The 23,314-nt window shown below is 68.8% G+C and carries 32 protein-coding genes and 1 pseudogene; 21 read left to right on the top strand and 12 right to left on the bottom strand.

The window, feature by feature from the left end:
- Position 1: 1 nt before the first annotated feature.
- Together ACGFY5_RS25395 and ACGFY5_RS25390 are read right to left on the bottom strand one after the other, a co-directional pair.
- A complete protein-coding gene (locus ACGFY5_RS25395) occupies positions 2-145 on the bottom strand; it encodes a hypothetical protein (protein ID WP_392723491.1) in 144 nt (47 codons plus the stop codon).
- Between the two features lie 253 nt (positions 146-398).
- Positions 399-1,052 (bottom strand): AraC family transcriptional regulator, encoded by a 654-nt coding sequence (locus tag ACGFY5_RS25390; protein ID WP_392723489.1) that lies wholly within the window; start codon positions 1,050-1,052, stop codon positions 399-401.
- Positions 1,053-1,308: 256 nt separating this feature from the next.
- On the opposite strand from ACGFY5_RS25390, the gene ACGFY5_RS25385 reads away from it, so the two are divergent.
- Positions 1,309-2,739, top strand: coding sequence for an MDR family MFS transporter (locus ACGFY5_RS25385; protein ID WP_392723487.1), 1,431 nt, complete (start codon positions 1,309-1,311; stop codon positions 2,737-2,739).
- Between the two features lie 86 nt (positions 2,740-2,825).
- Positions 2,826-3,482: an HAD family hydrolase gene (locus ACGFY5_RS25380; protein WP_392723486.1), complete on the top strand. Its 657-nt coding sequence runs from the start codon at positions 2,826-2,828 to the stop codon at positions 3,480-3,482.
- 230 nt (positions 3,483-3,712) lie between these two features.
- On the opposite strand, the gene ACGFY5_RS25375 is transcribed toward ACGFY5_RS25380, so the two are convergent.
- Positions 3,713-3,853 (bottom strand): hypothetical protein, encoded by a 141-nt coding sequence (locus ACGFY5_RS25375; RefSeq protein WP_392723484.1) that lies wholly within the window; start codon positions 3,851-3,853, stop codon positions 3,713-3,715.
- Between the two features lie 917 nt (positions 3,854-4,770).
- On the opposite strand from ACGFY5_RS25375, the gene ACGFY5_RS25370 reads away from it, so the two are divergent.
- From ACGFY5_RS25370 to ACGFY5_RS25345, 6 genes are all read left to right on the top strand, one after another.
- Positions 4,771-5,403, top strand: a complete 633-nt coding sequence (locus tag ACGFY5_RS25370) for a 50S ribosomal protein L11 methyltransferase (RefSeq protein WP_392723483.1) — start codon at positions 4,771-4,773, stop codon at positions 5,401-5,403.
- Positions 5,404-5,666: 263 nt separating this feature from the next.
- Positions 5,667-6,116 (top strand): hypothetical protein, encoded by a 450-nt coding sequence (locus tag ACGFY5_RS25365; RefSeq protein ID WP_392723481.1) that lies wholly within the window; start codon positions 5,667-5,669, stop codon positions 6,114-6,116.
- A 99-nt stretch (positions 6,117-6,215) separates the two neighbouring features.
- Positions 6,216-6,410, top strand: a complete 195-nt coding sequence (locus ACGFY5_RS25360) for a DUF2625 family protein (protein WP_392723479.1) — start codon at positions 6,216-6,218, stop codon at positions 6,408-6,410.
- A gap of 219 nt (positions 6,411-6,629) precedes the next feature.
- Positions 6,630-7,217 (top strand): hypothetical protein, encoded by a 588-nt coding sequence (locus ACGFY5_RS25355; protein ID WP_392723477.1) that lies wholly within the window; start codon positions 6,630-6,632, stop codon positions 7,215-7,217.
- A gap of 22 nt (positions 7,218-7,239) precedes the next feature.
- Complete coding sequence (locus tag ACGFY5_RS25350; protein ID WP_392723476.1) at positions 7,240-7,626, top strand: hypothetical protein; 387 nt, start codon at positions 7,240-7,242, stop codon at positions 7,624-7,626.
- 17 nt (positions 7,627-7,643) lie between these two features.
- The gene (locus ACGFY5_RS25345) at positions 7,644-7,997 is read left to right on the top strand and encodes a hypothetical protein (RefSeq protein WP_392723475.1); all 354 of its coding nucleotides are present in this window, start codon (positions 7,644-7,646) and stop codon (positions 7,995-7,997) included.
- A gap of 23 nt (positions 7,998-8,020) precedes the next feature.
- Here ACGFY5_RS25345 and ACGFY5_RS25340 read toward each other — a convergent pair whose 3' ends face one another.
- Complete coding sequence (locus ACGFY5_RS25340; RefSeq protein WP_392723473.1) at positions 8,021-9,205, bottom strand: FAD-dependent monooxygenase; 1,185 nt, start codon at positions 9,203-9,205, stop codon at positions 8,021-8,023.
- A 46-nt stretch (positions 9,206-9,251) separates the two neighbouring features.
- Here ACGFY5_RS25340 and ACGFY5_RS25335 point away from each other — a divergent pair, with 46 nt between their 5' ends.
- From ACGFY5_RS25335 to ACGFY5_RS25320, 4 genes are all read left to right on the top strand, one after another.
- Positions 9,252-9,854, top strand: a complete 603-nt coding sequence (locus ACGFY5_RS25335) for a TetR/AcrR family transcriptional regulator (RefSeq protein WP_392723471.1) — start codon at positions 9,252-9,254, stop codon at positions 9,852-9,854.
- Between the two features lie 126 nt (positions 9,855-9,980).
- Complete coding sequence (locus ACGFY5_RS25330; protein ID WP_392723470.1) at positions 9,981-10,283, top strand: hypothetical protein; 303 nt, start codon at positions 9,981-9,983, stop codon at positions 10,281-10,283.
- Between the two features lie 121 nt (positions 10,284-10,404).
- Positions 10,405-10,575 carry a hypothetical protein gene (locus ACGFY5_RS25325; RefSeq protein ID WP_392723469.1) on the top strand — a complete coding sequence of 57 codons (171 nt, stop codon included), beginning with the start codon at positions 10,405-10,407 and terminating at the stop codon, positions 10,573-10,575.
- Positions 10,576-10,586: 11 nt separating this feature from the next.
- On the top strand, positions 10,587-11,552 hold the full coding sequence (locus ACGFY5_RS25320; RefSeq protein ID WP_392723468.1) for an RNA polymerase subunit sigma-70: 966 nt from the start codon (positions 10,587-10,589) through the stop codon (positions 11,550-11,552).
- On the opposite strand, the gene ACGFY5_RS25315 is transcribed toward ACGFY5_RS25320, so the two are convergent.
- Together ACGFY5_RS25315 and ACGFY5_RS25310 are read right to left on the bottom strand one after the other, a co-directional pair.
- Complete coding sequence (locus ACGFY5_RS25315) at positions 11,527-12,090, bottom strand: dihydrofolate reductase family protein (protein WP_392723467.1); 564 nt, start codon at positions 12,088-12,090, stop codon at positions 11,527-11,529. The two genes, ACGFY5_RS25320 and ACGFY5_RS25315, sit on opposite strands and share 26 nt — an antisense overlap.
- Before the next feature lie 69 nt (positions 12,091-12,159).
- Positions 12,160-12,378, bottom strand: coding sequence for a hypothetical protein (locus tag ACGFY5_RS25310; RefSeq protein WP_392723466.1), 219 nt, complete (start codon positions 12,376-12,378; stop codon positions 12,160-12,162).
- 210 nt (positions 12,379-12,588) lie between these two features.
- Here ACGFY5_RS25310 and ACGFY5_RS25305 point away from each other — a divergent pair, with 210 nt between their 5' ends.
- Complete coding sequence (locus tag ACGFY5_RS25305) at positions 12,589-12,783, top strand: hypothetical protein (RefSeq protein ID WP_392723464.1); 195 nt, start codon at positions 12,589-12,591, stop codon at positions 12,781-12,783.
- A 15-nt stretch (positions 12,784-12,798) separates the two neighbouring features.
- Positions 12,799-13,209, top strand: coding sequence for a VOC family protein (locus ACGFY5_RS25300; RefSeq protein ID WP_392723463.1), 411 nt, complete (start codon positions 12,799-12,801; stop codon positions 13,207-13,209).
- Here ACGFY5_RS25300 and ACGFY5_RS25295 read toward each other — a convergent pair whose 3' ends face one another.
- A complete protein-coding gene (locus ACGFY5_RS25295) occupies positions 13,210-13,812 on the bottom strand; it encodes a TetR family transcriptional regulator (RefSeq protein WP_392723462.1) in 603 nt (200 codons plus the stop codon).
- An 82-nt stretch (positions 13,813-13,894) separates the two neighbouring features.
- Between ACGFY5_RS25295 and ACGFY5_RS25290 the strand changes: the two genes are divergently transcribed.
- A complete protein-coding gene (locus ACGFY5_RS25290; RefSeq protein WP_392723461.1) occupies positions 13,895-15,274 on the top strand; it encodes a serine hydrolase domain-containing protein in 1,380 nt (459 codons plus the stop codon).
- 6 nt (positions 15,275-15,280) lie between these two features.
- Here ACGFY5_RS25290 and ACGFY5_RS25285 read toward each other — a convergent pair whose 3' ends face one another.
- A complete protein-coding gene (locus ACGFY5_RS25285) occupies positions 15,281-16,117 on the bottom strand; it encodes a DNA-3-methyladenine glycosylase family protein (RefSeq protein WP_392723460.1) in 837 nt (278 codons plus the stop codon).
- Complete coding sequence (locus ACGFY5_RS25280) at positions 16,114-16,440, bottom strand: MerR family transcriptional regulator (protein WP_392723459.1); 327 nt, start codon at positions 16,438-16,440, stop codon at positions 16,114-16,116. The genes ACGFY5_RS25285 and ACGFY5_RS25280 overlap by 4 nt, the downstream gene beginning before the upstream one ends.
- A gap of 93 nt (positions 16,441-16,533) precedes the next feature.
- On the opposite strand from ACGFY5_RS25280, the gene ACGFY5_RS25275 reads away from it, so the two are divergent.
- Entirely contained in the window at positions 16,534-16,764 is a 231-nt protein-coding gene (locus ACGFY5_RS25275; RefSeq protein WP_392723458.1) for an NmrA family NAD(P)-binding protein, read from the top strand.
- Between the two features lie 239 nt (positions 16,765-17,003).
- On the opposite strand, the gene ACGFY5_RS25270 is transcribed toward ACGFY5_RS25275, so the two are convergent.
- Complete coding sequence (locus ACGFY5_RS25270) at positions 17,004-17,237, bottom strand: hypothetical protein (protein ID WP_392723457.1); 234 nt, start codon at positions 17,235-17,237, stop codon at positions 17,004-17,006.
- Positions 17,238-17,304: 67 nt separating this feature from the next.
- Entirely contained in the window at positions 17,305-18,252 is a 948-nt protein-coding gene (locus ACGFY5_RS25265; protein ID WP_392723456.1) for a helix-turn-helix transcriptional regulator, read from the bottom strand.
- Positions 18,253-18,367: 115 nt separating this feature from the next.
- Between ACGFY5_RS25265 and ACGFY5_RS25260 the strand changes: the two genes are divergently transcribed.
- The 4 genes and pseudogenes from ACGFY5_RS25260 (at position 18,368) to ACGFY5_RS25245 (ending at position 20,658) form a co-directional block, all read left to right on the top strand.
- Positions 18,368-18,829, top strand: a complete 462-nt coding sequence (locus ACGFY5_RS25260) for a VOC family protein (RefSeq protein WP_392723454.1) — start codon at positions 18,368-18,370, stop codon at positions 18,827-18,829.
- 69 nt (positions 18,830-18,898) lie between these two features.
- Positions 18,899-19,601, top strand: a pseudogene (locus ACGFY5_RS25255) (aldo/keto reductase).
- A gap of 47 nt (positions 19,602-19,648) precedes the next feature.
- Positions 19,649-19,978 (top strand): ArsR/SmtB family transcription factor, encoded by a 330-nt coding sequence (locus ACGFY5_RS25250; protein WP_392723453.1) that lies wholly within the window; start codon positions 19,649-19,651, stop codon positions 19,976-19,978.
- Positions 19,978-20,658, top strand: coding sequence for a cation transporter (locus ACGFY5_RS25245; RefSeq protein ID WP_392723452.1), 681 nt, complete (start codon positions 19,978-19,980; stop codon positions 20,656-20,658). Before ACGFY5_RS25250 ends, ACGFY5_RS25245 begins: the two co-directional genes overlap by 1 nt.
- A gap of 15 nt (positions 20,659-20,673) precedes the next feature.
- Here the strand turns inward: ACGFY5_RS25245 and ACGFY5_RS25240 are convergent, their stop codons facing one another.
- Positions 20,674-20,826, bottom strand: a complete 153-nt coding sequence (locus ACGFY5_RS25240) for a hypothetical protein (RefSeq protein ID WP_392723451.1) — start codon at positions 20,824-20,826, stop codon at positions 20,674-20,676.
- Between the two features lie 166 nt (positions 20,827-20,992).
- On the opposite strand from ACGFY5_RS25240, the gene ACGFY5_RS25235 reads away from it, so the two are divergent.
- A complete protein-coding gene (locus tag ACGFY5_RS25235; protein ID WP_392723450.1) occupies positions 20,993-23,260 on the top strand; it encodes a protein kinase in 2,268 nt (755 codons plus the stop codon).
- Positions 23,261-23,314: the final 54 nt, after the last annotated feature.

Genomic DNA, 23,314 nt, shown 5'->3' with positions numbered 1-23,314 from the left:
TTCAGCATCCCCGAGTCACGTCCGCCTTGATCGCCAGCCGCAGCGTCGGCTCGACCCGCCCGTGGTGGCGGGCACGCCGATCCGCCGCGGCGAGGGCTGCGACGGCGGCGACGTACTGAAGTTGCCGAGGCGCCCGGTCGCTCATCTCGGCCCGCTCCGCTCCGTAGTACCGAATTCTCTGTTTTCGCAGCTGGTACGGACACGTTGATCGTAACTGCTTAGCGGAAAGGGCTAGTCACATCACCGCGATTCTCAATCGTCGGCAGATTGATCCGGCAGGCGATGCGCGCTGCGGGTCGACCGGCAGCGGATACGGATCAGACGTGAGTTCGGACGCCCGCCGCTGCCGAGTTGACTCCGTTCGATTCGTGTCGTCGGGCGATTCCACGACGGCAGTCCTACCGCAGTCGGGGCAGGTAGGTGCCGGGAGTATGGCCGGTGACCCGGCGGAACGTGGCGATGAACGCGCTGGGCTTGCGGTAGCCGACTGCTCGGGCGGTGGCGCTGACCGAGGTGCCGCCAGCCAGCATGTGGATCGCGGCGCGGATGCGGACGTGGGCGCGCCAGGTGGCGAAGTTGAGTCCGGTCTCGGCCGTGAACAGCCGGGACAGGGTGCGGACGCTGGCATGGACGTGATCGGCCCAGGCGGTCAGTTCGCGCTGGTCGTCCGGGTGGGCGATGAGTTGTTCGGCGATCGCGCGGGCCCGCGGGTCGTCGGGCATCGTGACGTGGACGTGATGCGCGGGCAGCGGGACGAGCAGTTCGTACATGAGCGTCTCGGCGGCTGGACGGCTGTGGTCGTCGGGAGCGATGCGGTGCAGGTGGGTGATGATCTCGCCCAGCAGCGACCCAACGGTGAAGCAGGTGGGCCCGGTCCAGGTTATGGGGCAGCGATCGGCGGCGAAGGTGATGGTCATCGTTTCGCCCGCGTGCAGCACCGCACCGGCGTGCCCGATGCCGCCGGGCACCCAGAGCCCGTAGCCCGGCGGGATCAGCCAGTCGCGACCGGCGACGGTACCCATCAGCGTCGCGGTCGAACTCCACGTAAGCATCGGTTCCGGGTGCGAGTGCAGATGCAGCAGCTCGTGGTCCTGGGCGGTGTCGCGGTCAATGCACAGGATGGGCGAGGCCGCTGTTTCCGGCGGACCACTCGCGGTCCGCCCCGCCGAGTTGGCCGGTTCGGGGTATCGGTTGGCCTCTACGCGCACAACAGTCAACCTAGCTTGGGCTGATGAACGACGTGACGACCAAGGCCGCAGGCCTGGTGAAGCGGTACGAATCGACCCGGGCGGTGGACGGGGTGCCGGCATGACCGCCGCCACTGAGCCGTTCTCGACAGCTCTGCGCCGGTCGGTAGGGGTGGTGATGATCGGCGCGTCGTTGTCGTTTCTGGACTCGACGATCGTCAACGTCGCCCTGCACACCCTCTCGGTCGACCTGCACGCCGGACTAGGAACGGTGCAGTGGGCGGTGACCGCATACCTGCTCGCGCTCGCGGCGGTCATCCCCGTGACCGGCTGGGCGGCCCGCCGGTTCGGCGCCGCCCGGCTGTATGTCGCCGCGCTGGTGCTGTTCACCGCCGGGTCGGTGCTGTGCGCATGCTCGCAGAACGTGGAGATGCTGATCGCCTCCCGGGCACTGCAGGGCATCGGCGGTGGAGCGATCATGCCCGTCGGCACGATCATCTGGACCGCCCAGTCGACCAAACCGCAGATAGGGCGGGTGATGAGCCTGCTCGCAATACCGATCATCCTCGCCCCGACGCTCGGACCCGTGACCGGCGGTCTGCTCGTTCAAGGCATCGACTGGCGGGCGATCTTCTGGCTCAACGTCCCCTTCGGCGCCGCCGGTGTCGTACTCGCTCTGCGGCTGCTGCCCATGGCAAAGGGAGGCGACGCCGGACGACTGGACGTGATCGGCCTGGTCCTGGCCCCGACCGGGATCATGGGCGCCACTTACGGCCTGGCAGAACTCGGCGACAGGGCCGGACCGGACCCGGCCGCCATCGTTGCGCTGCCGGTCGGACTGGCCGTCCTCGCCGGCTTCGTCGTCCACGCCCTACGGGTGAAGCGGCCGCTGTTCGACCTCCGGCTGTATGCCAGCCGCGCGTTCACTGCCGCCTCGGTCGCCCAGTTCGCACTCGGCGCCGCGAATTTCGGGGGGATGATCCTCATGCCGCTGTACTTCCAGACCGTCCGCGGCGAGAGCGTGGTCCTCGCCGGGCTCCTGCTCGCACCGACCGGGCTCGGCGCACTGCTCGCAGCACCGTTCATCGACCGCTACAGCGCCGGGATCACCGCCGCCACGCGCGCCGCCATCTTGGTGGTCGCGACCGTCCCGTTCGGGTTCCTGACCGCCACCACCCCCTACCTGCTGCTGTGCCTCGTCATGGTCGTCCGGGGCGTCGGGTTCGGTATGTCGATCATTCCGGCGATGACTGCCGCCTACGAAGCCCTGCCGCCGAACAAGATCCTCGACGCCACTCCGCAGCTCAACGTCCTCCAACGCGTCGGCGGCGCGGTCGGCACCGCCGTGCTCACCGTCATCCTCGTCGACCGGCTCCGCCACCACCCCACGCTCGCCGGACAAGCCAGCGGATTCGCCGCCACGTTCTGGTGGGTGCTCGCGATCACGATCGCCGCCGCCATCCCGACCATCGTGCTCGCCCACACCGAACGCCAGGGCCATCGCCGCGCCGACGCGTCCACGCTCGATGAGGCCGCCGAGGCTGACCACTGACACCCACTGTCGGTACACCCGGCCGAGCGTGGACGGCGATCCGGCCCGACGAGATCCACAGGTGACGAACCTGGACACTGTGTTTTATGCGCCAACCTGAAGTCGTCGTGATCTTCGACTGTGACGGTGTTCTCGTGGACAGCGAGCGCCTCATCCAAGAGGTCGAGATGGAGCTGATCGGGGATCTGGGCTGGCCCATCACGCGCGCGGAGATCTTCGCTCAACATCTTGGACGCAGCGAAGACGCCGTGATCGCCAACATCGAGCGGCGGCTGGGGCGTGCGGTGCCGGCCGGCTTCCATCAGGCGAGGATGGCGGCGTTCGACGCGGTGCTGCGCGAGCGGTTGGTGGCGGTGCCGGGTGTGGCGGAGGCGATCGCGGTTCTGCGTGAGGGCGGCATGCGTATGTGTGTGGCGTCGTCGTCGCGGCACGCCAGGATCCGTCTGAGCTTGGATCTGGCCGGTCTGCGGGGATGTTTCGCCGAGGAGCACATCTTCAGCTCCGAGGACGTGGCCCGGGGCAAACCGGCTCCGGATCTGTTCTTGCATGCCGCGGCGAGCCTGGGCGCGCTGCCGGAGCTCTGTGTCGTCGTCGAAGACAGCCCTGCGGGTGTCGAGGCGGCGAAGGCCGCCGGCATGCGCGTCATCGGGTACTGCGCCCTGACCCCGTCGGAGCTCCTGCGCGACGCCGACACGCTTCTCACCCGCATGACCGACCTCCCCACCACGATCGCCGCCCTCTGAGGATCTTGTGGGCTGCCATACCGGCAGTCTGCGGGCCCGGCAGATGCGAGCGATGGCGCTGCTGCTCGTATCGCCGGGCCGCGGTGGCTCGGAGGGGCCGCGCTCGCTCGGACCGGGCCGCGCTCGGTCGGACCGGGCCGCGCTCGGTCGGACCGGGCCGCGCTCGGTCGGACCGGGCCGCGCTCGGTCGGACCGGGCCGCGCTCGGTCGGACCGGGCCCCGGTGGCGGATCAGGCCCTGGAGAGGCGGACCTTGGCCTGTAGGCGCGTCACCTTGAGCACCTGGATGACCTGCCGGTTCAGCTGCAGCCACGAGCCGGCGGTGCCACTGGACGTGAGCGACGTGTTCGACGTCGTGATCCTGAACGTCACGACGCCGCGGCCCACGGTGACCCTCGCGGTGCCGGTGGAGGTCGGGACTCTGTCACCGGTCCGGACGATGACCTCGCAGCGCCCGTCCCGGCACGCCGCAAAGTTCCGCCCGTTGGCGGCAGTCAAGGGAGGCGGAGCCACGACCGCCGCAGAGACGGCTCGAGGAGCCGCCTGCGCCGCTTGGGCCGAACCCGATTGAATGACGAAGGCGCCCGTCCACAGCAGTGCGAAGGCCGCGAGAAGCGCTGGTACCCGTCGCATGGTTTCCCCTGTCGAGAGTCGGTGATGATCTCCGTCGAGAAAGGAATCAGGGCGTTCTACACAAGTCCTATACGGGAGACGAATGATGTTGGCCGCTCTGCACGTGAGCAACGGAGACAGCACGGATCTGCCCGGGACCGGCCTCGCATCCAAAATTTCGTACTGGCGTGACGCGCTGCACGAGGGGCCAGTACCGGCAGTGGCTCCGGAGTAGCTGCGCCGGATCCGAGCCGCGCTCCACCTCGCGACCGAAGCCTGGGCCGCCTTCCGCGCCCCGACGTCGGACGGCCTCCGCGCCATCGCCGCCAGTCGCTCCGGCGAGCTGAGGTTCCTGGGCGAGGCCTTCGACCGGCTCAGCAGGGAGTACCCGTCGACCCGCGACGGGTTGTCGCTGGCCGAACGACGCATCCTGGCCGCAATGGCCGACGGATCGCACGGTCGACAGCGAGACCAGCCTGTCCCTCACCGACGCCGGAGCCCGAGTGCTCGTCGGCGCCGCGGACAATGTGACGCTCAATGGCGTCGATCGGTGGATCGGTGGCGTGCACCTGCGCGGGGACAGCACACCCTGGCGCTGGAACGACGCAACCGAAACCAGTACCCCCGCCTGACCAAAGCCAGTTGACAGGTGGGCATGCGCCCATTTGGGTGAGTGCATGAGCAACTGGCAGTCCTGGTTCACCCTCGGCGCCGCGTTGCCCCTCGCGCCTGGCGTCCACGCGCCGTCGCGGTTCTCCGCTCTGCTCGCAGCCACCCTGGGTGACTGCGCCGGCCGCACGGTCATCGACGCCGGATGTGGCGCCGGGCTCATCACCATCGCCGCTCTGCGCGCCGGCGCCGAGCACGTCGTGGCCATCGACGCGGACCCTGCTGCGGTCGAGCTGACACGCGACAACGTGGCCCGCACCACGGGAGACGTCTCCCCCACCCGCCTGGAAGCCCTCCAACTCGACTTCCGCGAGCTGGCCCGGTTCGACGCGGACCTGCTCGCCGTCAACCCGCCGCAGCGCCCGGAATCCATCCTGCAGGCGGTCGAACCCGACCAACGACATCTCCACGAAGGCGGCGGGCCCGACGGGCTCGACACCCTGCGGCTCGTTCTCAAGCACACCACCGCAGCCATCGTCCGTACCACCGCTGCCGACGTCCTCCCGATCCACACGGTGGAGGTCAGGACACCCCGCCGTGTGCTGACGGCCACCCTCCCGATGCACCTCGCCTGGCATCCACTCACCGGTCCGGAGGCGCCGGTCAGCGTGTGGGACCTCCATGCTGTTCGTCCGGGGTGACGTAGAACAGCCGGGCAATCGCCGCGGCGAGACCGCGGGCCAGCCAACCTCGGTGGCTGTTGAACCGGAAAGATCAAATCCTTCGGTATTCATCCCGGACGTGCCATGAGTCCGATTGACGATGACGCGGACAATCGCTCATTGTCCGAGGGGCTTACTCCGCCAGTGATTTACTGCCACTCTTCTGAGAATTGGTTAAGAATCCGGGCGCTGTCCGGCTATCGTGTCGCGTTCGATCACCTCAATCCAACGGGGACAGCGCAATGCGTGACAAGTTACAGACAAAGGCATTCGAGATCGTCGCTCCGACACTCCAGCCCGGGGAGCAGCCGGTCGCGGCGGTGCGCACGAGCGTCGGCAAGTTCGATTCCAGCCGGGCGGGCACCCTCGTGAAGAAGGGCCTGATCATGGAGGGCGTGGGCGGAGTGGGCGCGGCCGTGCTCCAGGCCCGGAAGGAACAGTTCGTCGTGCTCACCGACCGCCGGCTGATCTTCCTGCAGCAGACCATGCTGGGCGGACCGGGCAAGAAGATCCTGGGCGAGGTGCCGCGCCAGCAGGTGTCGCTGGTGGAGGCGCAGATCGGCATGTTCACCCTGCTGCGTCTTGCATTCGGTAACCAGGGCGACGGGGTGGCGCTGACATTCCCGCGTCAGGACAAGCGGAATGCGGAGGCGCTGGCCGCGGCGCTGGGGCACCAGCGCACCACCGCCTGACGGTTCGCCGAGACGGGCCGGTCGCGACAACCGACCGGCCCGTGCACATCCGTATTCGTCAGTGTCTGGACGGCATGCCAGGCTGACGCGGCGGCTCGAGTGCTCCGTGTCGGGATCGATGTCGTGGGCGGCTCGCTGACCCAGTTTTACGACGCTCTGCGATGGCCTGGGTGGGAGGCCGACGTGGCCGCTCTTGATCTCGACCAGGGATTCAGTCTGTGGCCGCCGCCGTTCACGGTCGAGGGAAAGACCCTGCCACGGTCTCCCGGAAGGCGATTCCCTCCGCCGAGCTGACCTCGTTCTATCAGGACGCCGCTCGGCGGTCCCGCACTGACCTCTAGCAGCGGCACGAGGATTCGTCGGTCCGTTCCGAACACCTTGCCACGGCCGGAGCGGCAGATCCATGCCGCACAAGTGCGGCATGGAAACCCCACCGGCGGCGGGTCATCATTCTGTCGAGTGTGGATCCCACGGCGGACCGGCGCTCGTCCGACCCGAGCCGATGGGGGACTCATGCACCGAGGTGGCCTGCTCGTCAGTGGAATGGCCGCACTCCTGCTGGTTGCCGGCTGCGGCGACGACTCCGACAGTACCGCCCGGTCGGCAGCGGCTACCGGCACGACGTCCGCTCCCAGCGCCACGGTCTCAGCGAGCGCATCCCCAACGACGAGCCAGGGCGACCGCTTCTCCGCGCTGCCGCCGTGCAACGAATTCCCGGCCGAACTCGCCGGGACCTTCCAGGGCAGCGTCATTCAGGTCGTGCCGTCGAAAAAGGCGGGCGACACCTGGGCCGAGGGCGCCGCCTGCATCGCCATGGTGGCGGCAGCACGACAACCCCTCAGCATGGAGACGTACCTGTTCCAGCAAGGGTCGGACGGGCAGGGCTCCACGCTGGCCGCAACCTACGCGGCGGCGAAAGCACCGGCCGCCGAAACGATCGCGGGATGGGGCGACGACGCGCTGTGGTCCGCCAGCTCGTGTCAGTTGGCCGTCCGGTACAGCAACGTCGTGGCGTTCTTCCGACAACTGCGTTCGACGCCGAACTGCCGGGCGACCATCGAACCGATCGCCCGAGGCTTCACGGCCTTACATCTGAAGTAGGCACAACTCACGGAGAATCGTCATGAGCGAGAACGGGCCGGAGAAAGCTCTGAAGCCCCATCTGCGACAAGAATCTTTGAAGGCTGCCCTGACTGGTTACACCAGCGCCGGTCTCCGACGTGTCGTACTCGGGGTCACCGACCGTCGTGTCCTCCTGGTCAAGAGCGCTTATTGGTCGGTTCAGAGTAAAGGCTTACTGTGGGCGGACCCGCTCGACGAGGTGGCGTTGGGCGGCAGGCCCAGTGAGTTCTACGTCAATGGCGCTTATACCGGCAATACGTACGTTCGCATCCGTCGCGCGGATGGAAGCGTCTTTCGTCTCAACCCCCGTACGAACTTCGTCGGCGGGAGCGACGGCACCCGACGCAGCGTCGAAACTCTGTTCTCATCGATCGAGGGCCGCTTCTGATCTACGAAGGACTTGCCATGGCTGTCTACGAGCGTCGCGCGGAAGCGGTTCGGATCGTCTTGATCACCGCGTCGTGGGCATGGGTCCCCGCACTGGCGTCCCGGGAAAGCGCGACGGCGTTCTTCCTGATGTGGCAGGGAATCGTAGTGGTGCCGATCTGGTACTACCTGTGCGACGCGCGTCGTTGGAGTCTGCGCACCATCTTCTGCGGTTCGTTCGTGCTGGTCGGCGCCGCATTGATCGCCTGCTTGGTGATCGTCGTCGGATGGCTGGCCGGGCTATTGGCGCTGCTGGTGTTCGCGCCGATTGCGATAGTCGTGCCGTTCACCGATTTCGACCAAGGCGGCAGCGGCCTCGACATGCAGGACTAGCACCGCTATGGACACTGAACCCCTCAGGGATAGCTGTCGACGGTGACGGCGTCGTGCAGGCGGGCGGACTTCGTGGCGAGGCGGAGCAGCACTCGACTGGGACCGGACGGAAGTGCGGAGATCAGGCGGGCGCCTTGAGCCAACCCCGCCACCCCCAGCCGCGACCGAGGAACGATGGTCCTGGCCGCGCGCAACGCAACCTCACGACTGCCACGCACATACGAGGCCATCGCCCGCTCGTACGCGGGATAAGCACGTTTGTGATCACCTCCGGCACGGGCCAACTCCCCCGCCAGAACGTACGCGCCGACGATGGCCAGACTGGCGCTCCCGCCGACCGCAGGGCCGGGAGAGTAGCCCGCGTCGCCGACGAGCGTGACTCGCCCACGTGACCAGGTGTTCATGTGCACCTGGGTGATGGCGTCGAAATAGAACGCTGGAGTCCGATGGAGTTCGTCCAGCCAGCGGTCGACTTCGGCATGCATGCCGGTGAATGCGGCACGCAGGATCCCCATCTGTCGGGGAACGCCCCGGTCCGCTATCTGCTCGCGCCGGAACAGAAAGAGCGCACGCGCCTCGCCCAGATGCGGCACACCGTACATCCCAGCGGTGCGGCCGACGCCTACGTGCATGCGCAACTCATGGTCCGACCCGAAGTCATGAGGAAGCGTGAACGTACCGAGGTACGCCCCAATGAAACGACTGGACTCCTCACCGAAGACGAGCCGGCGGGTAGTGGAATGCAGGCCATCCGCGCCGACCACGAGGTCGAACCGCCGGGGCGCGGCATTCTCGAATTCCACGTCGCCGTCCGGGCTGATCGCGGTGACCGAGTCACCGTAGACGTAGGAAACGTCGTCGCGCCCGGCTGCGGTGTAGAGCTCGCTCAAGTCGTCCCGCATCACCTCGAGATGCTGGTCGCTGAACACCTTGGTGAGGTCCGCCCGAACAGGACGCCGCTTGCCCTCGCGGTACAGCGTCATCCGTGTTGTTTTGATGGCGCGCTCGGCAAGAAGCGGGAGTAAGCCCATCTTCTCCGAGATCTCCACCGCGGGCCGGAACAGGTCGACCGCGTGTCCGCCCGTCTTGCGTGGAGTCGGCGAGCGTTCGACGACGGTGACACTGAAGCCGTGCCTGGTCAGCCAGTACGCCAACACCGGCCCGGTGATGCTCGCGCCGGAAACCAGGACCTGTTTTAACTTAGACATGCTGTAAGATTTAGCGAAGTCTTACAGGTTGTCAAGGAAGAGACGCATGGCAAACCCACCGCCCCGCCGCCGCCGCGCCGACGCTCAGCGCAGCATCGACGCCATCCTCGACGCGTCCCGCACGCTGCTCGGCCAACGCCCCGATGCCAGCATGGAAGAGATCGCCACCGCGGCCAGCGTCACCCGGCAGACCGTCTATTCGCACTTCGCTTCCCGCGAGGCACTGCTCTCTGCACTCGTCGCGGCCGCCGGCGTCGAGACCGTCTCCGCCTTCAAAGCCGCCGACCTCGACGCTCTCGCCCCTCCCGAAGCGCTCAGCCGCTACCTCGACATCGGCTGGCAACTCATCCGCAGCTATCCGTATCTGCTCGGCGTCGCGCTGTCCCGGACCCCACCCGGCCACGCGCCCACGCACGAGGAGGGCAGTGCCGTGCTCGAGCACCTGATCGAACGCGGCCAGCAGACCGGGGACTTCGACCGCGCGCAGCCTGCCGACTGGCTGGCCTCCGCCGTCATCGCGCTCATCCAGACCGCCGCCGAACAGGTCCTCGCCGGGAGGCTCCGCGCCGAGGACGCACTCACCATTCTGCGGCCCGGCGTCCTACGCCTGTGCGGAGCGGTCACATCGGCTCCTCGTCGGCCTGTCTAGACTCGCCCTCATGCAGAGGCAGTCGATTCGGCAGCGCATCGGGTAAAGCCAGGGACCCGGTGCGCTCGACGCTCAGGCCGGCCCCTGGTCCGGCTCAGTCGTCCGGTCCGAATGGGGAGTTCCGCCATGCCTGCTGCAACTGCTTTCCCCTCCGACGTCGCCTCGCTCACCGTCAAGGGCGTCGGCGGCCTCCTCGTCGTGGAGCGCGTGATCGGCCTGCTCCGGCAGCGTCGCTACCCAGTCCGCAGTCTCGACGTTCGTCTCGCCACCAGCGGCGCCTCGGAAGGGTGGGTCCTTCGTGGTGAGCTCGAGCCGGTGGATCGGCTGGAACTGCTGCTGGACCGCCTGCATCGGCTGCCGTCGGTGACGGATGTCGTCATGTCTCCGGGGCTCGTGCTGACTTCACCCCAGCGGTGCCGAGAGACTTAGAGAGGCCAGTGCCTCCGCGCTCGGCGACCCCGGCGCCGGGGTGCCGCCGGGCAGCCCGACGTCGCCCCGCTCGACGCGGGACCGCGCGGCCCGCCGGAACGAGCCCAGGCGGCGCATCGCCGTGGCGGGGGACGGCACCGTCGTCGACATCGTGGCCTACGACACCATGGCCCACGCGAGGCCCGGCGCCGCTGGCATCACCGGCGAGGTGGCCGACTCACCGGTACATTCCACGATCGACCACAGCACCGTGGAGTGGCGGCTGACCACCGTCCTCCAGCACATCGAATAACGTTGCTGGCCATGACCGACTTGGGCACCGATGAGGCCGAGTTCATCGCAGCCACCGAGCGCCACCGGCGTGAGCTGCAGGTGCACTGCTACCGGATGCTCGCGAACTACGAGGACGCCCGTGACGTCACGCAGGAGACGTACCTGCGGGCGTGGCACAAGCGGCAGTCGTTCCAGGGCCACGCCACGGTGCGGACCTGGCTGTACCGGATCGCGACGAACGCCTGCCTCGACTTCCTCGAGAAGCGCAACGACCGCACACCCGTGCCTGCGGGCTTGGAACTGCCCTACCTGCAGCCCTACCCCGACCGGATGCTCCCCGAGGACCCGCAGGAGTCCGCGGTGGCGCGGGAGACGATCGAGCTGGCGTTCGTCGTCGCCGTTCAGCACCTGCCGCCGCGGCAGCGGGCGGTGTTCATCCTGCGCGACGTCCTCGGCTGGCCGGCGTCGAAGGCAGCCGAGGACCTCGAGCTGACCGTCGCATCGGTCACCAGCGCCCTGCAGCGGGCGCGGGTGACGATGCGCGAGCAACTGCCCGACCGTCGCCTCGACTGGCGCAGCCCTGCGACGCACGAGCTGTCGGAGGACGAGCGCGGCACGCTGAAGTCCTATATCGACGCCCACGAGCGCAACGACCTCGTCGGGCTGACGTCCCTGCTCCGCGACGACCTGCGGTTCGCGATGCTGCCTGATTCGGGCGTCGTGGTCAGGGGCGCCCAGGACTCGGTGGACGGCTGGGTCGGCGGTGGGCTCTTCCAGCCCGGTTTCGACGATTGGCGCGGTATCGCCACGACGGTCAACCGCATGCCGGCCGCCGCGCTCTACCGCCGCACGGCCGACGACCCGGTGTACCGGCTGTTCACCATGGCGGTCCTGCACGTCGCCGACGGCAGGATCGCCGAGCTCACCGGATTCGACGTCACCGACAAACCGTGGCTGGGTTTGCCCACGATCATCGGCGCGACTCGTAGCGAGTAAGCACTACACCGCCCGGGAACGTCCGCGTTTCGACCAGGTCCAGCATCACCCGGCGGTCCAGCGTCGTGAAGAACGGCGCGCCGCCGCCCACCAGCGCCGGATGGGTCACGATCTCGTACTCGTCGACCAGCCCGGCGCGCATGGCCGCGCCGGCGAGCGTCGCGCCGCCGACCCTCATCGGCCCGCCGTCCTCGGCCTTGAGCCGGGCGATCTCCTCGACTGCGTCGCCGGTGAACAGCCGGGCGTTCCAGTCGACCTTGTCGATCGTCGACGAGAACACCACCTTCGGGGTGTCACGCCAGTTCACCGCGAACGCGATCTGCGCCGGGGTTGCGTCGGGCGACTGATCGCCGGTCGGCCAGAAGGAGCTCATTTCCTCCCACAGCTTGCGCCCGTACAGAAACTGGGTGATCGCCAGCTCCTGGTCGAGCCAGAACTGGAACAGCTCGTCGCTGGGTGCGCTCCAGTCGTGGTCCTCGCCCGGCGCGGTGATGTAGCCGTCCAGGGACACGTTCATGCCGTAGATCAATTTCCGCATCGTGCAAGCCTCCGTGAGTCGATCTCACACATACAGACGGGCGCGGCGAGGAAACCTGATCGGTGCTGCTCAGACGACCGGGACAGGATGCGGTTCCAGCAGCGTGCGGTCCCCGTCGGCGCCGCTGCTGAGCGCGGCGGCGACGTCCTCGTGCGGGGTTCCCCGCGCCGGCGTGCGTGGCCCGACGATCGGGACGAGGGCGGTGGTGGCCAGTGCTGCCCGGTGCCGCAGCCAGGCCAGGGAGACCTGTGCCGCAGTGGCGCCGACCTCGTCGGCAACAGCCAGCACGGCGTCGACGATGGCGGTGCGGCCCTCGATCGCGTCACCTCGGGCACTGAGACCGCCCTGTTCGCCCCGCCGGTACTTGCCGGTGAGGCAGTCCCCCGGCCAGCGGCGAATACGTCACCACCCCCCAGGCCGTGAGCCTGCGCCATCGGCAGCAGCTCCCGCTCGGCGGACCGCTCGGCCAGGCTGTACTCCGTCTGGCCGCTGGGAGCCGTGGTCCGGCGACAGCTCGCCGCCATGCGCGCAGCGGTCGCCGAACTGGTCCCCGACGCCCGGCGTCCGCAGGCCGAGCAGATCGCCGAAGCGTTCGTGGGCCTCTGCATGAGCTACAACCAGCAGTTGGCCATCCGCAGCGACCTGGACCCTGCCCCGTTCACCGCAGCGCTGATGGCAACCATCAACGGCTAGCTAGGATGGAGCCCCATGCCGGAGCTCCTCGGAATCAATCACCTGACGCTTGCGACGACCGATCTCGAACGACTCGTGCGCTTCTACACCGAGTTCCTCGGGGCGCGAACCGCGTTCGAGCGCGCCGCGAACCCGCCCGCCCCTCGCATCGCGGTCCTCGACGTCGGCGGGGACGACCACCTCATGATCGCGGAGACGGCTACCGCGTCCAACGTCGATCTTGATCCGTTGGGCCGGGCGGGGTGGGGGCTCCGCGTCGGGACGCACGACCAGTTGAGCGAGGCTCGGTCGCGGTTACTCGCTGCAGGTTGGCCTGCGGGCGAGATCGAGGTACTCCCGACGCAGTGGACGATGTCCGTCACCGACCCGGACGGACGACCGGTGGACGTCCGGGCCCATCGCCCCAGCCGGGCGGCCAAGGCCTGATCACTGCTCGATGCGGGTGCGCAGGCCGGCGATCACCGTCTCGATCGCGAAGGCCCAGGAATCCTCCGGCCGTGCGGTGACGGCGACCGAGCGGACGAGCGGGAAGGCGTCGGCCGGCAGGTCGTCCAGGCGGGTCTCCCGATCCTCGCCCCGGGCGCTGTGGCTCTGCTCCCGCCCGACCGACGTGGCGAGCAGGACGACGGTCTTCACGGCGGCGTAGGCGTCGGGCGTGGAGAGGCCGGCTTGGACGAACGCGGCAATGGCGATCTCGAACGACGCCGTGGCCCGCGCTCCCTGGACGGGTCGTTGCTGCAGGACGTAGAACGCGCCGGAATGGGTGGTGGCGATGTCGCTGATCGCGGCGAAGAAGCGGCGCGCCCACTCTTCCCACGACACCGGGCGCGTCGGCAGCTTCGCCTCGGTGAGAAGCACCTCGAGCATGCCGTCGGTGATCGCGTCGCGGGTGGGCACGTGGTTGTAGAGGGACGTCACGTGCACCCCCAGTTCGCTGCTGATGCGGCGCAGCGTGACGGCGTCCGGGCCCTGCTCGTCGGCGATGCGGATCGCGGCCCACAGGATCTGGTCACGCGTCAACGGGGGCATGCCGCCGATTATCCACTCCCCTTGACGCCTACCTACAGTGTAGGTACAAACGACCTACATTGTAGGTAGGGAAGTGGGAGCCATGGAACTCGAGAAGAAGCTGGCTGAGTTGATCGAGCGGCACGGGGTGCCCGGGGCGCAACTCGCGGTCCTCGACGGCGACACGGTCACCGAGGTGGCCGCCGGCGTACTGAGCCTGCGTACCGGCACTCCGACGACCACCGACGCGTTATTCCTGCCGGGGTCGATCGGCAAGCTGTACACGGCGACCCTCGTGTTGATGCTGGTCGACGAGAGGCTGGTGGAGCTGGACGCCCCGGTCCGCCGGTACCTGACCGATTTCGAGGTCGCCGACAGGCACGCACGGGACACCGTGACGATTCGCGACCTGCTGTGCCACACCAGCGGCTTCGACGGGGACGTGTTCGTGGACACCGGCCGCGGCGACGACGCCCTGCGGCGCTACGTCGACCGGATCGCCGATCTTCCGCAGATCTGTCCGCCCGGCACGGTCTGGAGCTACAGCAACAGCGGGTACGCGGTTCTCGGCCGCGTGATCGAAGTGATCACCGGCGTCCCGTTCGAGGAAGCCCTGCGGACCCGTCTGTTCGAGGCGCTCAGCCTCCACCACACCGTCGCGTTCCCCGAGGAGGCGATCCTGCACCCGGCTGCCGTCGGACACGTCCCCGACCCGCAGAATCCCTCGTCGCTGATGGTGAGCACCACCTGGGGGCTGTTCCGGTCCTGCGGTCCGATGGGGGCGTCGATCGTGGCGAGCGCGGGCGACGTGCTGGAGTTCGTGCGCCTGCACCTGCGCGACGGTCTGACGGCCGGCGGCACCAGGCTGCTGTCCGCCGACGCTGTCGCCGCCATGCAGGCCCGGCAGATCGACCTCGTCGACGACAGCGTCCTGGGCGACGGGTGGGGACTCGGCTGGATCCTGGACCGGTGGGGCGACGTCACGGTCATCGGCCACGACGGCAATTCGATCGGCCAGAACGCGTTCATGCGGGTCGCGCCTGAGCACCGATTCGGGTTCTGCCTGCAGACGAACACGGAAAGCGCCCTGAGCCTCTACCGGGAACTGGCCGCGTGGCTGTTCGGCGAACGGCTCGGCGTCGGCCCCCGGCCCGACCCCGAAAAGCTCACCTCTTCCGTCGTCGCCGACCCCGCGCGGTACGTCGGGACGTACGAACGCTCTGGCGTCCGCTTGGAGGTGGCCGAGTCCGAGGAGTCGAGTCTTGTCGCGTCGTTCCTCGTGACCCGCACCGGGCCGGACGTGGAGGACATGCCGCCGATGGTCGACCTTCCCCTGGAGCCGACCGCCCGCGAGGACGGTTTCCTGTTGAAGCTCCCGATCGCCGACACCGCTCTGTTGGCGGCCTTCTTCAACCCCGACGAACCGGGCGGCCGACCGACCTATGTGCACTTCGGCGGCCGCGCCCACCGGCGCATCGACTGAACCAGGTCAGCCGGCACCGAGTGCGCGGAGATGGACCGCTGCCCACGAGCGGAACGGGCGCCACGCGGCAGCGACGTCGTCGAGCGTGGTTCCCGGGCCGTAGCGACGCTCGATCTCCGCATCGAGGCGACGCTCGGCGCGCGGCAGGACGTCGACGGCGTTCGCTCCGCGGATCAGGACGAGGTCGGCGGCGAACGGACCGATGCCGGTGATCGACGACAGGCGGGCCCGCGCCTCCTCTTCCGGCAGGCCGCGGAGCACCGGACCGTCCAGCGCGCCGCCGAGGGCGGCCTCGGCGACCGCGACGAGGTACTCGCCCTTTCGGCCGGGAAGGACCAACCGCCCGCTCCCGACCGCCGCGATCAGGTCGGCGGGCGCGGGGAACGCGCCGCCGCGCCCGTGCTCGGCGATGACCCGTTCGCGCACCCGCGCGGCCTCGGACACCCGGGTCCGCTGGGACAGCACGGCCCATGCCGCGGCCTCGTACGGAGAGTGAAACCCGCAGGGCCGGAACCCGGGCAGCGTTCGCTGCGCATCCGCGATGACCGGATCCCGGTCGCCGATCGCCGGCCAGCCGGTCGCATCGACGTCCAGCGAGAGGAACCGGGTGACCTGCCCGGCCGCTGCGTCCAGGTCGCCGTCTCCGGACAACTCCAGGCGGGCCGTCGTGCCGTGCTGGGCCACCCGAGCCGTGACCGGCGTCCAGTCGTGCTCGCTCAGGAACTGGGCGTCGAGCACGTCGGGATCGCCGCCGGCCGGGATCGCCGCGGGTGCGAATTCTTCCCAGAACCGTTTGCTCGTCCGCAGCGACCACGGCCCGACGACCGGCAGTTCCGTCCTCATGCTTGGGCGACGAACCGTGTCAGCGCCTCGCTCGTCTCGCTCAGCCGACGAATCTTCTGGTCGATCTCGCCGCGGATCTCGGTCGCGTGCTCGACCAGCGCCGAGCAGTCCCCGACCGGTCCGGCATCTCCGGTACACGGGAGGATGCGCTCGACCAGTGCCGTCGGAAACCCCAGGTCGAGCAACGACCGGATCGTCAGGACGTCCGCGACGGCCGATGGACCGTAGTCACGGTAACCGTTCGGTCGCCTCGGAGCCCGGATCAAACCGAGCTCCTCGTAGTAGCGCAGCGAGCGAGGGCTAGTGCCGGTCGCCTCACTCAACTCACCGATTTCATCGTCGACCCATTTCGGGCTTGACCTTCACACCAATGTCAAAGTTTACCGTCGCTCAGTCACACTTAGTAAGGAGCGACAGTGAAGATCTTCGTTACCGGTGGGACCGGCTACCTCGGTTCGGTCCTCGTCGAGCACTTCGTCGAGGCCGGTCACGAGGTGAGCGCGCTCGCACGGTCCGAGACGAGCGTCCGGTCCCTCGCCGTCGCCGGCGCCACCCCGATTCCCGGGGCGCTGAGTGACGTCGATGTGTTGGAAAGCGCAGCAGCACAGGCGGACGTGACGGTGCACGCAGCCGTGGACTACACCTAGACGGAGGAATCCGACGCGATCGAGCTGGCCGCGGTCACCGCTCTCGTACGCGGCGCCGGCCCCAAACCGGTGCTGTACACCAGCACGGGTCGCCCACGGGCCCTGCTCGTCTCGACGACGTGCGCGCGGGCTCCTATACCGCTGGGCGCCCGTAAGTCTCCCGACCGGGGTCAAGGGACTCACGGGCGCCCGGCGTCGGTGGTGGGGGCCGGGCCGCCGACGGCCCGGTTCCCGCTCGGCTACGGACCTTCGTCGGTCGGCGGGTCGACCGGGCGCCCGCGACGCGACGCATTTTGGATGAAGATCAGGCCGACGACCAGGCCCACACCCGGACCTAGCGCGGTGCCAAGAGCGAGGTTTCCGAAGACAGTTCCAACCAGGACACCGAAGGCAGCGCCGAAGACGATCCAAACCCCGAGATTCATCCAGATCCCGGCGCCCTCGGAGCCTCGAGGCGTTTCGTTGTTCGTCATCGCATCTCCTGGGACGCGGACGGAAAGACTGACAATCTGGCGCCATCCTACCGATCCCGGTCAAGGCCTAACCGTCACCAGAGGCTCTGCTGAACCGGACAGCGAGGCGTGCGAACGCGTCGGTGAGTTCGGAGGGCCCGACGATTTCGATGTCGGCGTCGTAACGGGCGATGGCGGCGGCGAGGGCGGCCCAGGACCAGGCGCCGAGAGTGAGCCGGCAGCGGTGTGGGCCGGCTTCTTCGATGATGCCCTCGCGGGTGTAGAGGGCCACGGTGGCGGCGGGCAGGCCGAGGAGGACGGTGCCTTGACAGGGCCAATTTCCGTCGTTCGAGCCGCGGAACTTGCCGAGCACGTAGGTGGCGACGTCGCCACCGGGTAGCTCGCGCGGGGTGAAGCGGGGCCCGTTGGGCGTCCGCGGGGTGATCCGGTCGATGCGGAAGGTGCGCCAGTCCGCGCGGTCGAGGTCCCAGGCGACGAGGTACCAGCGTCCGCCCCAGGTGACGACGTGATGCGGTTCGGCGCGGCGCGGAAACTCGTCCGAGCCGTAGTCGAATCGCAGCATCTCGTGGGCGTGGACAGCAGCGCTGATCGCCAGGAGCACCTCCCCGTCGACGGACGGGGCCGATCGTTCGATCGCAGTGACTTGCAGGGCCTCGACGCGGTTGCGCAGCCGGGCGGGCATGACCTGCCGGATTGTGTTCAGCGCTCGGAGGGCGGCCTCGGCGAGGTTGTCGCCCGCGGTGGTGGCGGCGACCTGCAATGCGATGGTCAGCGCGATGGCCTGTTCGTCGTCGAACAACAGCGGTGGCAGTTCAGTGCCGGCGCTCAGCCGGTAGCCGCCGTCGGGCCCTTTCACCGCGGCGATGGGATAGCCGAGCTCGCGGAGCCGGTCGACGTCGCGGCGCACGGTACGCAGGCTGATGTCGAGGCGCTCGGCCAGCAGCGTGCCGGGCCAGTCCCGACGAGCCTGAAGCAGGGAGAGCAGCGCCAGCAGGCGAGCGGACGTCTTCGGCATGAACCTGATTCTCCCCGAAGTAGGTGACACAACCTGGCACCTATGCCTGCGAATCTTGGTTCACGGCCGAACGCGGCCGATTGACCGTAGGACAACGCACCAAGGAGTCATCACCATGGCGATCACCACCAACACGCACCTGAACTTCCGGGGCGACGCGCGTTCGGCGCTGGAGTTCTACCAGTCCGTGTTCGGCGGTCACCTCATGGCCGTCGCCTACAGCGACTTCGGCATGCCGAAGGAGCTGCCCGACGCCGACAAGATCGTCTTCGGTCAGGTCACCGCCGACAACGGCTTCACCATCCTGGCCTACGACGTTCCCAGCCACGCCGTCCCCACGGCTCCGCTGACCGCGACGACCCGGGAGAACAACCTGACACTGACCGGCGAGCGGTTCTTCGTCGCGATCGGCGGCGACACCGCCGAGGAGATCAGCGCACTGTGGGACAAGCTCTCCGACGGCGCCGAGATCGTCGAGAAGTTCGGCCCGTCGCACTTCAGCCCCGGCTTCGGGATGCTCACCGACCGCTTCGGCGTCACCTGGATCCTCCAGGTCAACGTCGCTCACGCCGGCTGATTCCCACCCGTACGCACTCGACCGCTCGGCCGTACCGGAATCCAGGTCAGCCCCTACTGCCTGGGCACCATGATGTTCGGCCCGTACGGCAATCCCGACCCCGACGACTGCATCCGAATCATCCACAGAGCACCCGACGCGGGCATCAATTCCATCGACACCGCCGATGTCTACGGCAGCGGCGGCGGTGACGGCGAAACCGAACGTATCGTCGGCAGAGCGCTGCGCGGTCGGCGCGACGACGTCGTGCTCCGATCGGCCACTCCAGCCTGCCCGCCGCGGAGATCGTGGAGGCCCAATGGGTCGCCGAGCGGCGCAACCTGGCCCGCTTCCGCACGGAACAACCGCCGTACTCGATCCTCAACCGCGGCATCGAACGCGACGTGCTGCCGGTCTGCGAACGCTAGGACTCGGCACCCTCGTCCGGAGCCCGCTGGCCATGACCGACGAGAGGAAGCTCGATGCCGTCGAGAAGCTCGTCCCGATCGCCGAGCAGGCCGGGCTGTCACTGACCCACCTGGCCATGGCCTTCGCCATCAGCCACCCAGCGGTCACCTCGGCGATCATCGGCCCGCGGACCATGGCCCACCTCGACGACCTGCTCGCCGGCGCCGATTCGGTCCTCGACGACGAAGTCCTCGACCAGATCGACGAGGTCGTCCCGCCCGGCGTGGACCTGAGTCCTCTCGACGTGTCGTACGTTCCGCCGGCACGGGCGCAACCCGAGCTGCGCCGCCGGCGGCGCAGCTCGGGTTGCGCCGCAAAAGGCTGAGAGAGTTCATGGTTCTCTGAATTCACTGTACGCTGTACTGTCAACGAATGGAGACGGCGACCTACGGCGAAGTTCTCGCCCGGTTCGGGCACGCGCTGTCGGACCCGGTGCGCGCCCGGGTACTGCTCGCGTTGCGCGACGGGCCGGCCTATCCCGCAGACCTGGCCGAGGCGCTGGGCACCTCGCGGCAGAACCTGTCCAACCACCTGGCCTGCCTGCGTGGCTGTGGCCTGGTCGTGGCCGCGCCGGAAGGCAGACGGACCCGCTACGAATTGGCCGATCCACGGCTCACGCATGCCCTGGGTGACCTACTCGGACTGGTCCTCGCCGTCGACCCGGCCGCGTGCCGGGACGCCGATGAGAAGGGCTGCTGCTGATGACGGTGCTCCGGCTCGGCCCCTCCCCTGCCCGCCGCGCCGTCCTTGCACGGCGGATCCGGCTGCTCGTGGCCGCGACGATCACCTACAACGTCGTCGAGGCCGTCGTCGCGATCACCGCAGGGCACATCGCGTCCTCGACCGCGCTGATCGGGTTCGGGCTCGACTCGGTCATCGAGGTGTCGTCGGCCGCCGCGGTGGCCTGGCAATTCGCCGGTCGGGATCCGCAAGCACGCGAGCGGGTGGCACTGCGGATCATCGCGGTCTCGTTCTACGCGCTCGCCGCCTACGTCAGCGTCGGGTCCGCGCGCGCCCTGATCGGTGGGGAGCGGGCCGAACACTCGACGGTCGGGTTGGTCCTCGCTGCGCTGTCCCTGGCGATCATGCCCGTGCTCTCCGCGGCTCAGCGCCGCGCCGGCCGTGAGCTGGGCTCGGCGTCCGCGGTCGCCGACTCCACGCAGACGCTCCTGTGTACGTACCTGTCGGGAGTGCTGTTGGTCGGCCTGGCCGTGAACTCACTGTTCGGCTGGTGGTGGGCTGATCCGGTGGCCGCGTTGGTCATCGCCGCGGTCGCAGTGAAGGAAGGCCGGGAAGCCTGGCGCGGCGACGCCTGCTGCGCGCCGACGACCGGGCCCGGTCACCCCCCAGGCGACGGGTGCTGCGGCAACGTCGCTTCCTAGCGGCCATACGGTTACTCAGCCGAACGCCGCAGCGTTCCGGGCCACCCAGCCGGCGAACGACCCCCGCGCCCGGTGCAGCACCGCCTCGACGTCCGGGCTGACCGCTCGTTCAGCTGGAAGCGGGGATCCGAGGACATCGAGGGAGCCCGCGGCCATTTCCTCAACCATGAACTGCGTCCTCGACCTGGCCGCGCTGCGGTTCGTCGATGTCAGGGGTACCCGGGCTGTTGCGGCCTCCGACGTGGGGGTGCAACTGGTAGCTACCATCACTTCAGCCCCAGTGGCGACAGTATCGTCGTAATCAGTCCTGAAGTGAACGCAGACAGAGTGGACGATGGTGATCATCGACCGGGCGCAGTTGGTGGCCGCGTTACCGCAGTACGAGGTCGGCGAGCCGATCGGACGGGGCGCGCACGGGGTGGTCTTCACCGCCAGACACCGGCGTCTGGGCTCGACGCACGCGGTCAAGGCGCTGATGACCGTCGAGAGCGACGCGGTGAGTGCCTCGCAGCGGTTCCTCACCGAGGCGCGGGTGCTGACGTCGTTGGACCATCCGCACATCGTCCGGGTGAACGAGTACGCCGAGCACGGCATGGTGCTGCTGCTGGTGATGGAGTTCCTGGGTGGCGGCACGCTCGCCGATCGGATGGGGCGGGCCGTGGATCCGGGGGTCGCGTCGGCGTGGATGCTCGCGGTCACCGAGGCGTTGTCCGTTGCTCACCGGCAAGGGGTCGTGCATCGGGACATCAAGCCGGCGAATCTGCTGTTCACGTCCGAGGGGTTGCTGAAGGTCGGCGACTTCGGGATCGCGAAGTTGTTTGCCGGGACCGATGCGTCGGCGAGCGTCAACATCGTGGGGACGCCGCGGTACATCGCGCCGGAGCAGATAGCGGGTGGGCGGATCGGGCCCGCGACGGATCTGTACGCGCTCGGGGCGACGTTTTACGAGTTGCTTGCCGGGCGGTCGCCGTTTCCGTCCGAGTTGCCGATGCCTGGGTTGTTGCATCACCACATGACGGTGCCGCCTCGGCCGATGGAGGGAGTTCCGCCGGCGTTGTCGGCGCTCGTTCTGCGGTTGTTGGAGAAGGATCCGGGGGATCGGCCGGAGTCGGCGCGGGACTTCGCGGTGGAGCTCGTTCGGGCCGCCGACCAGGACCTCGGTCACGACTGGATCGCCCGCTCCGGCGTCCCCTTACGGATCGACAGCGCCCTACTCCCCCGCGAACCAGCCCAGGCCTGGCGCTCCGCGCCCACAGTGTCCGCCGCGCCAGCCGCAGGCGACCCGTCCCCCGCAGGGCCGCCCCGGAATGGGCCGGCCTGGAACGGCCCCACAGCCAGCGCCCCGCCGAACGGCGCCGCGAGCAGCGGCCCGGATTCGGGCGGCGCCGCGGGCAGCGGGCCGCCGCCGAATGGGCTGGGCCAGGGCGGCGCGGCGGACAGCCACTCGCCCACCGATTCTGGGTCGCGGTCCGGGAGGAAGAGTCGCAACATCCTGATCGTTGTGGCGGCGGCGATTGCGGTGCTCATCGTCACCGGGGTGTCGGTGTTGGTGGCCAATCGGGACGTGTTCAACGCTTCGGAGGACGAGCCGGTCGTCTCGAGCCCGGCGCCGTCGGCCAGTGCCACCCCCGGCACCGGCGCGCCGACGAACCTGCTCACGTTCAAGGCCGACAAAGGCGCCGACCGCCTCGCGGTCAACTCCACCGCCAGCCAGGTGGCTTATGTCGGCTCCGACGGCCGGGCCTACGTCAGGTCGACCAAAGCGGACGGTCGCGTCATCGGCCCCCTCGGCGGCACCGCGACCAACGTCAACGACCTGGCCTTTGCAGTGGGCGCGGAAGAACCCGGGGGCGACGACCCGGCGCGCACGCCGGACGGCTCCGAACCGCTGCTGACCGGCGGCGACTTCGGCGACCTCAAGCAGTGGGACCCGGCGACGGGTACGCAGAAGGACGCGGCAGTCAGCAAGGGAGAGGGCCAGGTCGGAGCCGTCGCGTACAGCCTCGACGGACGCACGATGGCCGGCGCGGCCGACGACGGCGAAGTCTGGGTCTACGAGTCCGGCTTCGGCGACGTCAACGGCGACGGCCCGCTGCGCTCGCCGGAGAGCGAGGACCACGGCCACGACGTGGTCGCGTTCTCCCCCGACAAGAAGCTGGTAGCCACCGCCGGCTACGACGGCATACACATCTGGGACCTCACCTCCCACAAACTGGAACGCACGATCCGCAACTGGACCGGCGACCGCCTCATCGTCACGATGGCGTTCAGCCCGGACGGCACCCGCCTGGCCGCCGGGGTGGTCGGCCAGGGCGTGATGATCTTCGACCCGTCCACCGGCGAGCAGGTCGGCACGCTGATCGACCCGGGCAGCCAGGGCGGCGACGTGCTCACGCTCGGCTTCAACGCCGACGGCAGCCAGCTCTCGGTGTTCGCCGGGAACACGCTCACCCACTGGAGCGCGGACGACGCCAAGCCGGCGGGACGGTCGGTGACCATGCACACCAGGGCGGTCGCGAAATCCGCAACGTTCAACCACACCTCCGCGGTGATCGCGCTCGGCCTCGCCAACGGCGAAGTCCAGCTGTGGAAGGTCGCCTGACCCGCGGCGCGTCCGCCTGATCGCTGGACGTAGCGTGTCAGCGACAGTGCCATC

It is taken from the genome of Cryptosporangium sp. NPDC048952 (genome assembly GCF_043197895.1).
GTDB lineage: Bacteria > Actinomycetota > Actinomycetes > Mycobacteriales > Cryptosporangiaceae > Cryptosporangium.
The sequence above is the reverse complement of the archived record's forward strand: the minus strand, read 5'-3'. Positions and strand labels throughout refer to the sequence as shown.

What these genes read in the sequence shown, in the direction of transcription:
- ACGFY5_RS25245 (WP_392723452.1), top strand. Translation starts at nt 19,978, where the DNA reads ATGACGGTGCTCCGGCTCGGCCCCTCCCCTGCCCGCCGCGCCGTCCTT.
- ACGFY5_RS25385 (WP_392723487.1), top strand. Translation starts at nt 1,309, where the DNA reads ATGACCGCCGCCACTGAGCCGTTCTCGACAGCTCTGCGCCGGTCGGTA.
- ACGFY5_RS25290 (WP_392723461.1), top strand. Translation starts at nt 13,895, where the DNA reads ATGGAACTCGAGAAGAAGCTGGCTGAGTTGATCGAGCGGCACGGGGTG.
- ACGFY5_RS25295 (WP_392723462.1), bottom strand. Translation starts at nt 13,812, where the DNA reads ATGCCCCCGTTGACGCGTGACCAGATCCTGTGGGCCGCGATCCGCATC.
- ACGFY5_RS25355 (WP_392723477.1), top strand. Translation starts at nt 6,630, where the DNA reads ATGCACCGAGGTGGCCTGCTCGTCAGTGGAATGGCCGCACTCCTGCTG.
- ACGFY5_RS25260 (WP_392723454.1), top strand. Translation starts at nt 18,368, where the DNA reads ATGGCGATCACCACCAACACGCACCTGAACTTCCGGGGCGACGCGCGT.
- ACGFY5_RS25395 (WP_392723491.1), bottom strand. Translation starts at nt 145, where the DNA reads ATGAGCGACCGGGCGCCTCGGCAACTTCAGTACGTCGCCGCCGTCGCA.
- ACGFY5_RS25345 (WP_392723475.1), top strand. Translation starts at nt 7,644, where the DNA reads ATGGCTGTCTACGAGCGTCGCGCGGAAGCGGTTCGGATCGTCTTGATC.
- ACGFY5_RS25315 (WP_392723467.1), bottom strand. Translation starts at nt 12,090, where the DNA reads ATGCGGAAATTGATCTACGGCATGAACGTGTCCCTGGACGGCTACATC.
- ACGFY5_RS25300 (WP_392723463.1), top strand. Translation starts at nt 12,799, where the DNA reads ATGCCGGAGCTCCTCGGAATCAATCACCTGACGCTTGCGACGACCGAT.
- ACGFY5_RS25340 (WP_392723473.1), bottom strand. Translation starts at nt 9,205, where the DNA reads ATGTCTAAGTTAAAACAGGTCCTGGTTTCCGGCGCGAGCATCACCGGG.
- ACGFY5_RS25270 (WP_392723457.1), bottom strand. Translation starts at nt 17,237, where the DNA reads ATGACGAACAACGAAACGCCTCGAGGCTCCGAGGGCGCCGGGATCTGG.
- ACGFY5_RS25235 (WP_392723450.1), top strand. Translation starts at nt 20,993, where the DNA reads ATGGTGATCATCGACCGGGCGCAGTTGGTGGCCGCGTTACCGCAGTAC.
- ACGFY5_RS25240 (WP_392723451.1), bottom strand. Translation starts at nt 20,826, where the DNA reads ATGGTTGAGGAAATGGCCGCGGGCTCCCTCGATGTCCTCGGATCCCCG.
- ACGFY5_RS25285 (WP_392723460.1), bottom strand. Translation starts at nt 16,117, where the DNA reads ATGAGGACGGAACTGCCGGTCGTCGGGCCGTGGTCGCTGCGGACGAGC.
- ACGFY5_RS25330 (WP_392723470.1), top strand. Translation starts at nt 9,981, where the DNA reads ATGCCTGCTGCAACTGCTTTCCCCTCCGACGTCGCCTCGCTCACCGTC.
- ACGFY5_RS25390 (WP_392723489.1), bottom strand. Translation starts at nt 1,052, where the DNA reads ATGCTTACGTGGAGTTCGACCGCGACGCTGATGGGTACCGTCGCCGGT.
- ACGFY5_RS25250 (WP_392723453.1), top strand. Translation starts at nt 19,649, where the DNA reads ATGGAGACGGCGACCTACGGCGAAGTTCTCGCCCGGTTCGGGCACGCG.
- ACGFY5_RS25320 (WP_392723468.1), top strand. Translation starts at nt 10,587, where the DNA reads ATGACCGACTTGGGCACCGATGAGGCCGAGTTCATCGCAGCCACCGAG.
- ACGFY5_RS25350 (WP_392723476.1), top strand. Translation starts at nt 7,240, where the DNA reads ATGAGCGAGAACGGGCCGGAGAAAGCTCTGAAGCCCCATCTGCGACAA.
- ACGFY5_RS25265 (WP_392723456.1), bottom strand. Translation starts at nt 18,252, where the DNA reads ATGCCGAAGACGTCCGCTCGCCTGCTGGCGCTGCTCTCCCTGCTTCAG.
- ACGFY5_RS25370 (WP_392723483.1), top strand. Translation starts at nt 4,771, where the DNA reads ATGAGCAACTGGCAGTCCTGGTTCACCCTCGGCGCCGCGTTGCCCCTC.
- ACGFY5_RS25365 (WP_392723481.1), top strand. Translation starts at nt 5,667, where the DNA reads ATGCGTGACAAGTTACAGACAAAGGCATTCGAGATCGTCGCTCCGACA.
- ACGFY5_RS25380 (WP_392723486.1), top strand. Translation starts at nt 2,826, where the DNA reads ATGCGCCAACCTGAAGTCGTCGTGATCTTCGACTGTGACGGTGTTCTC.
- ACGFY5_RS25335 (WP_392723471.1), top strand. Translation starts at nt 9,252, where the DNA reads ATGGCAAACCCACCGCCCCGCCGCCGCCGCGCCGACGCTCAGCGCAGC.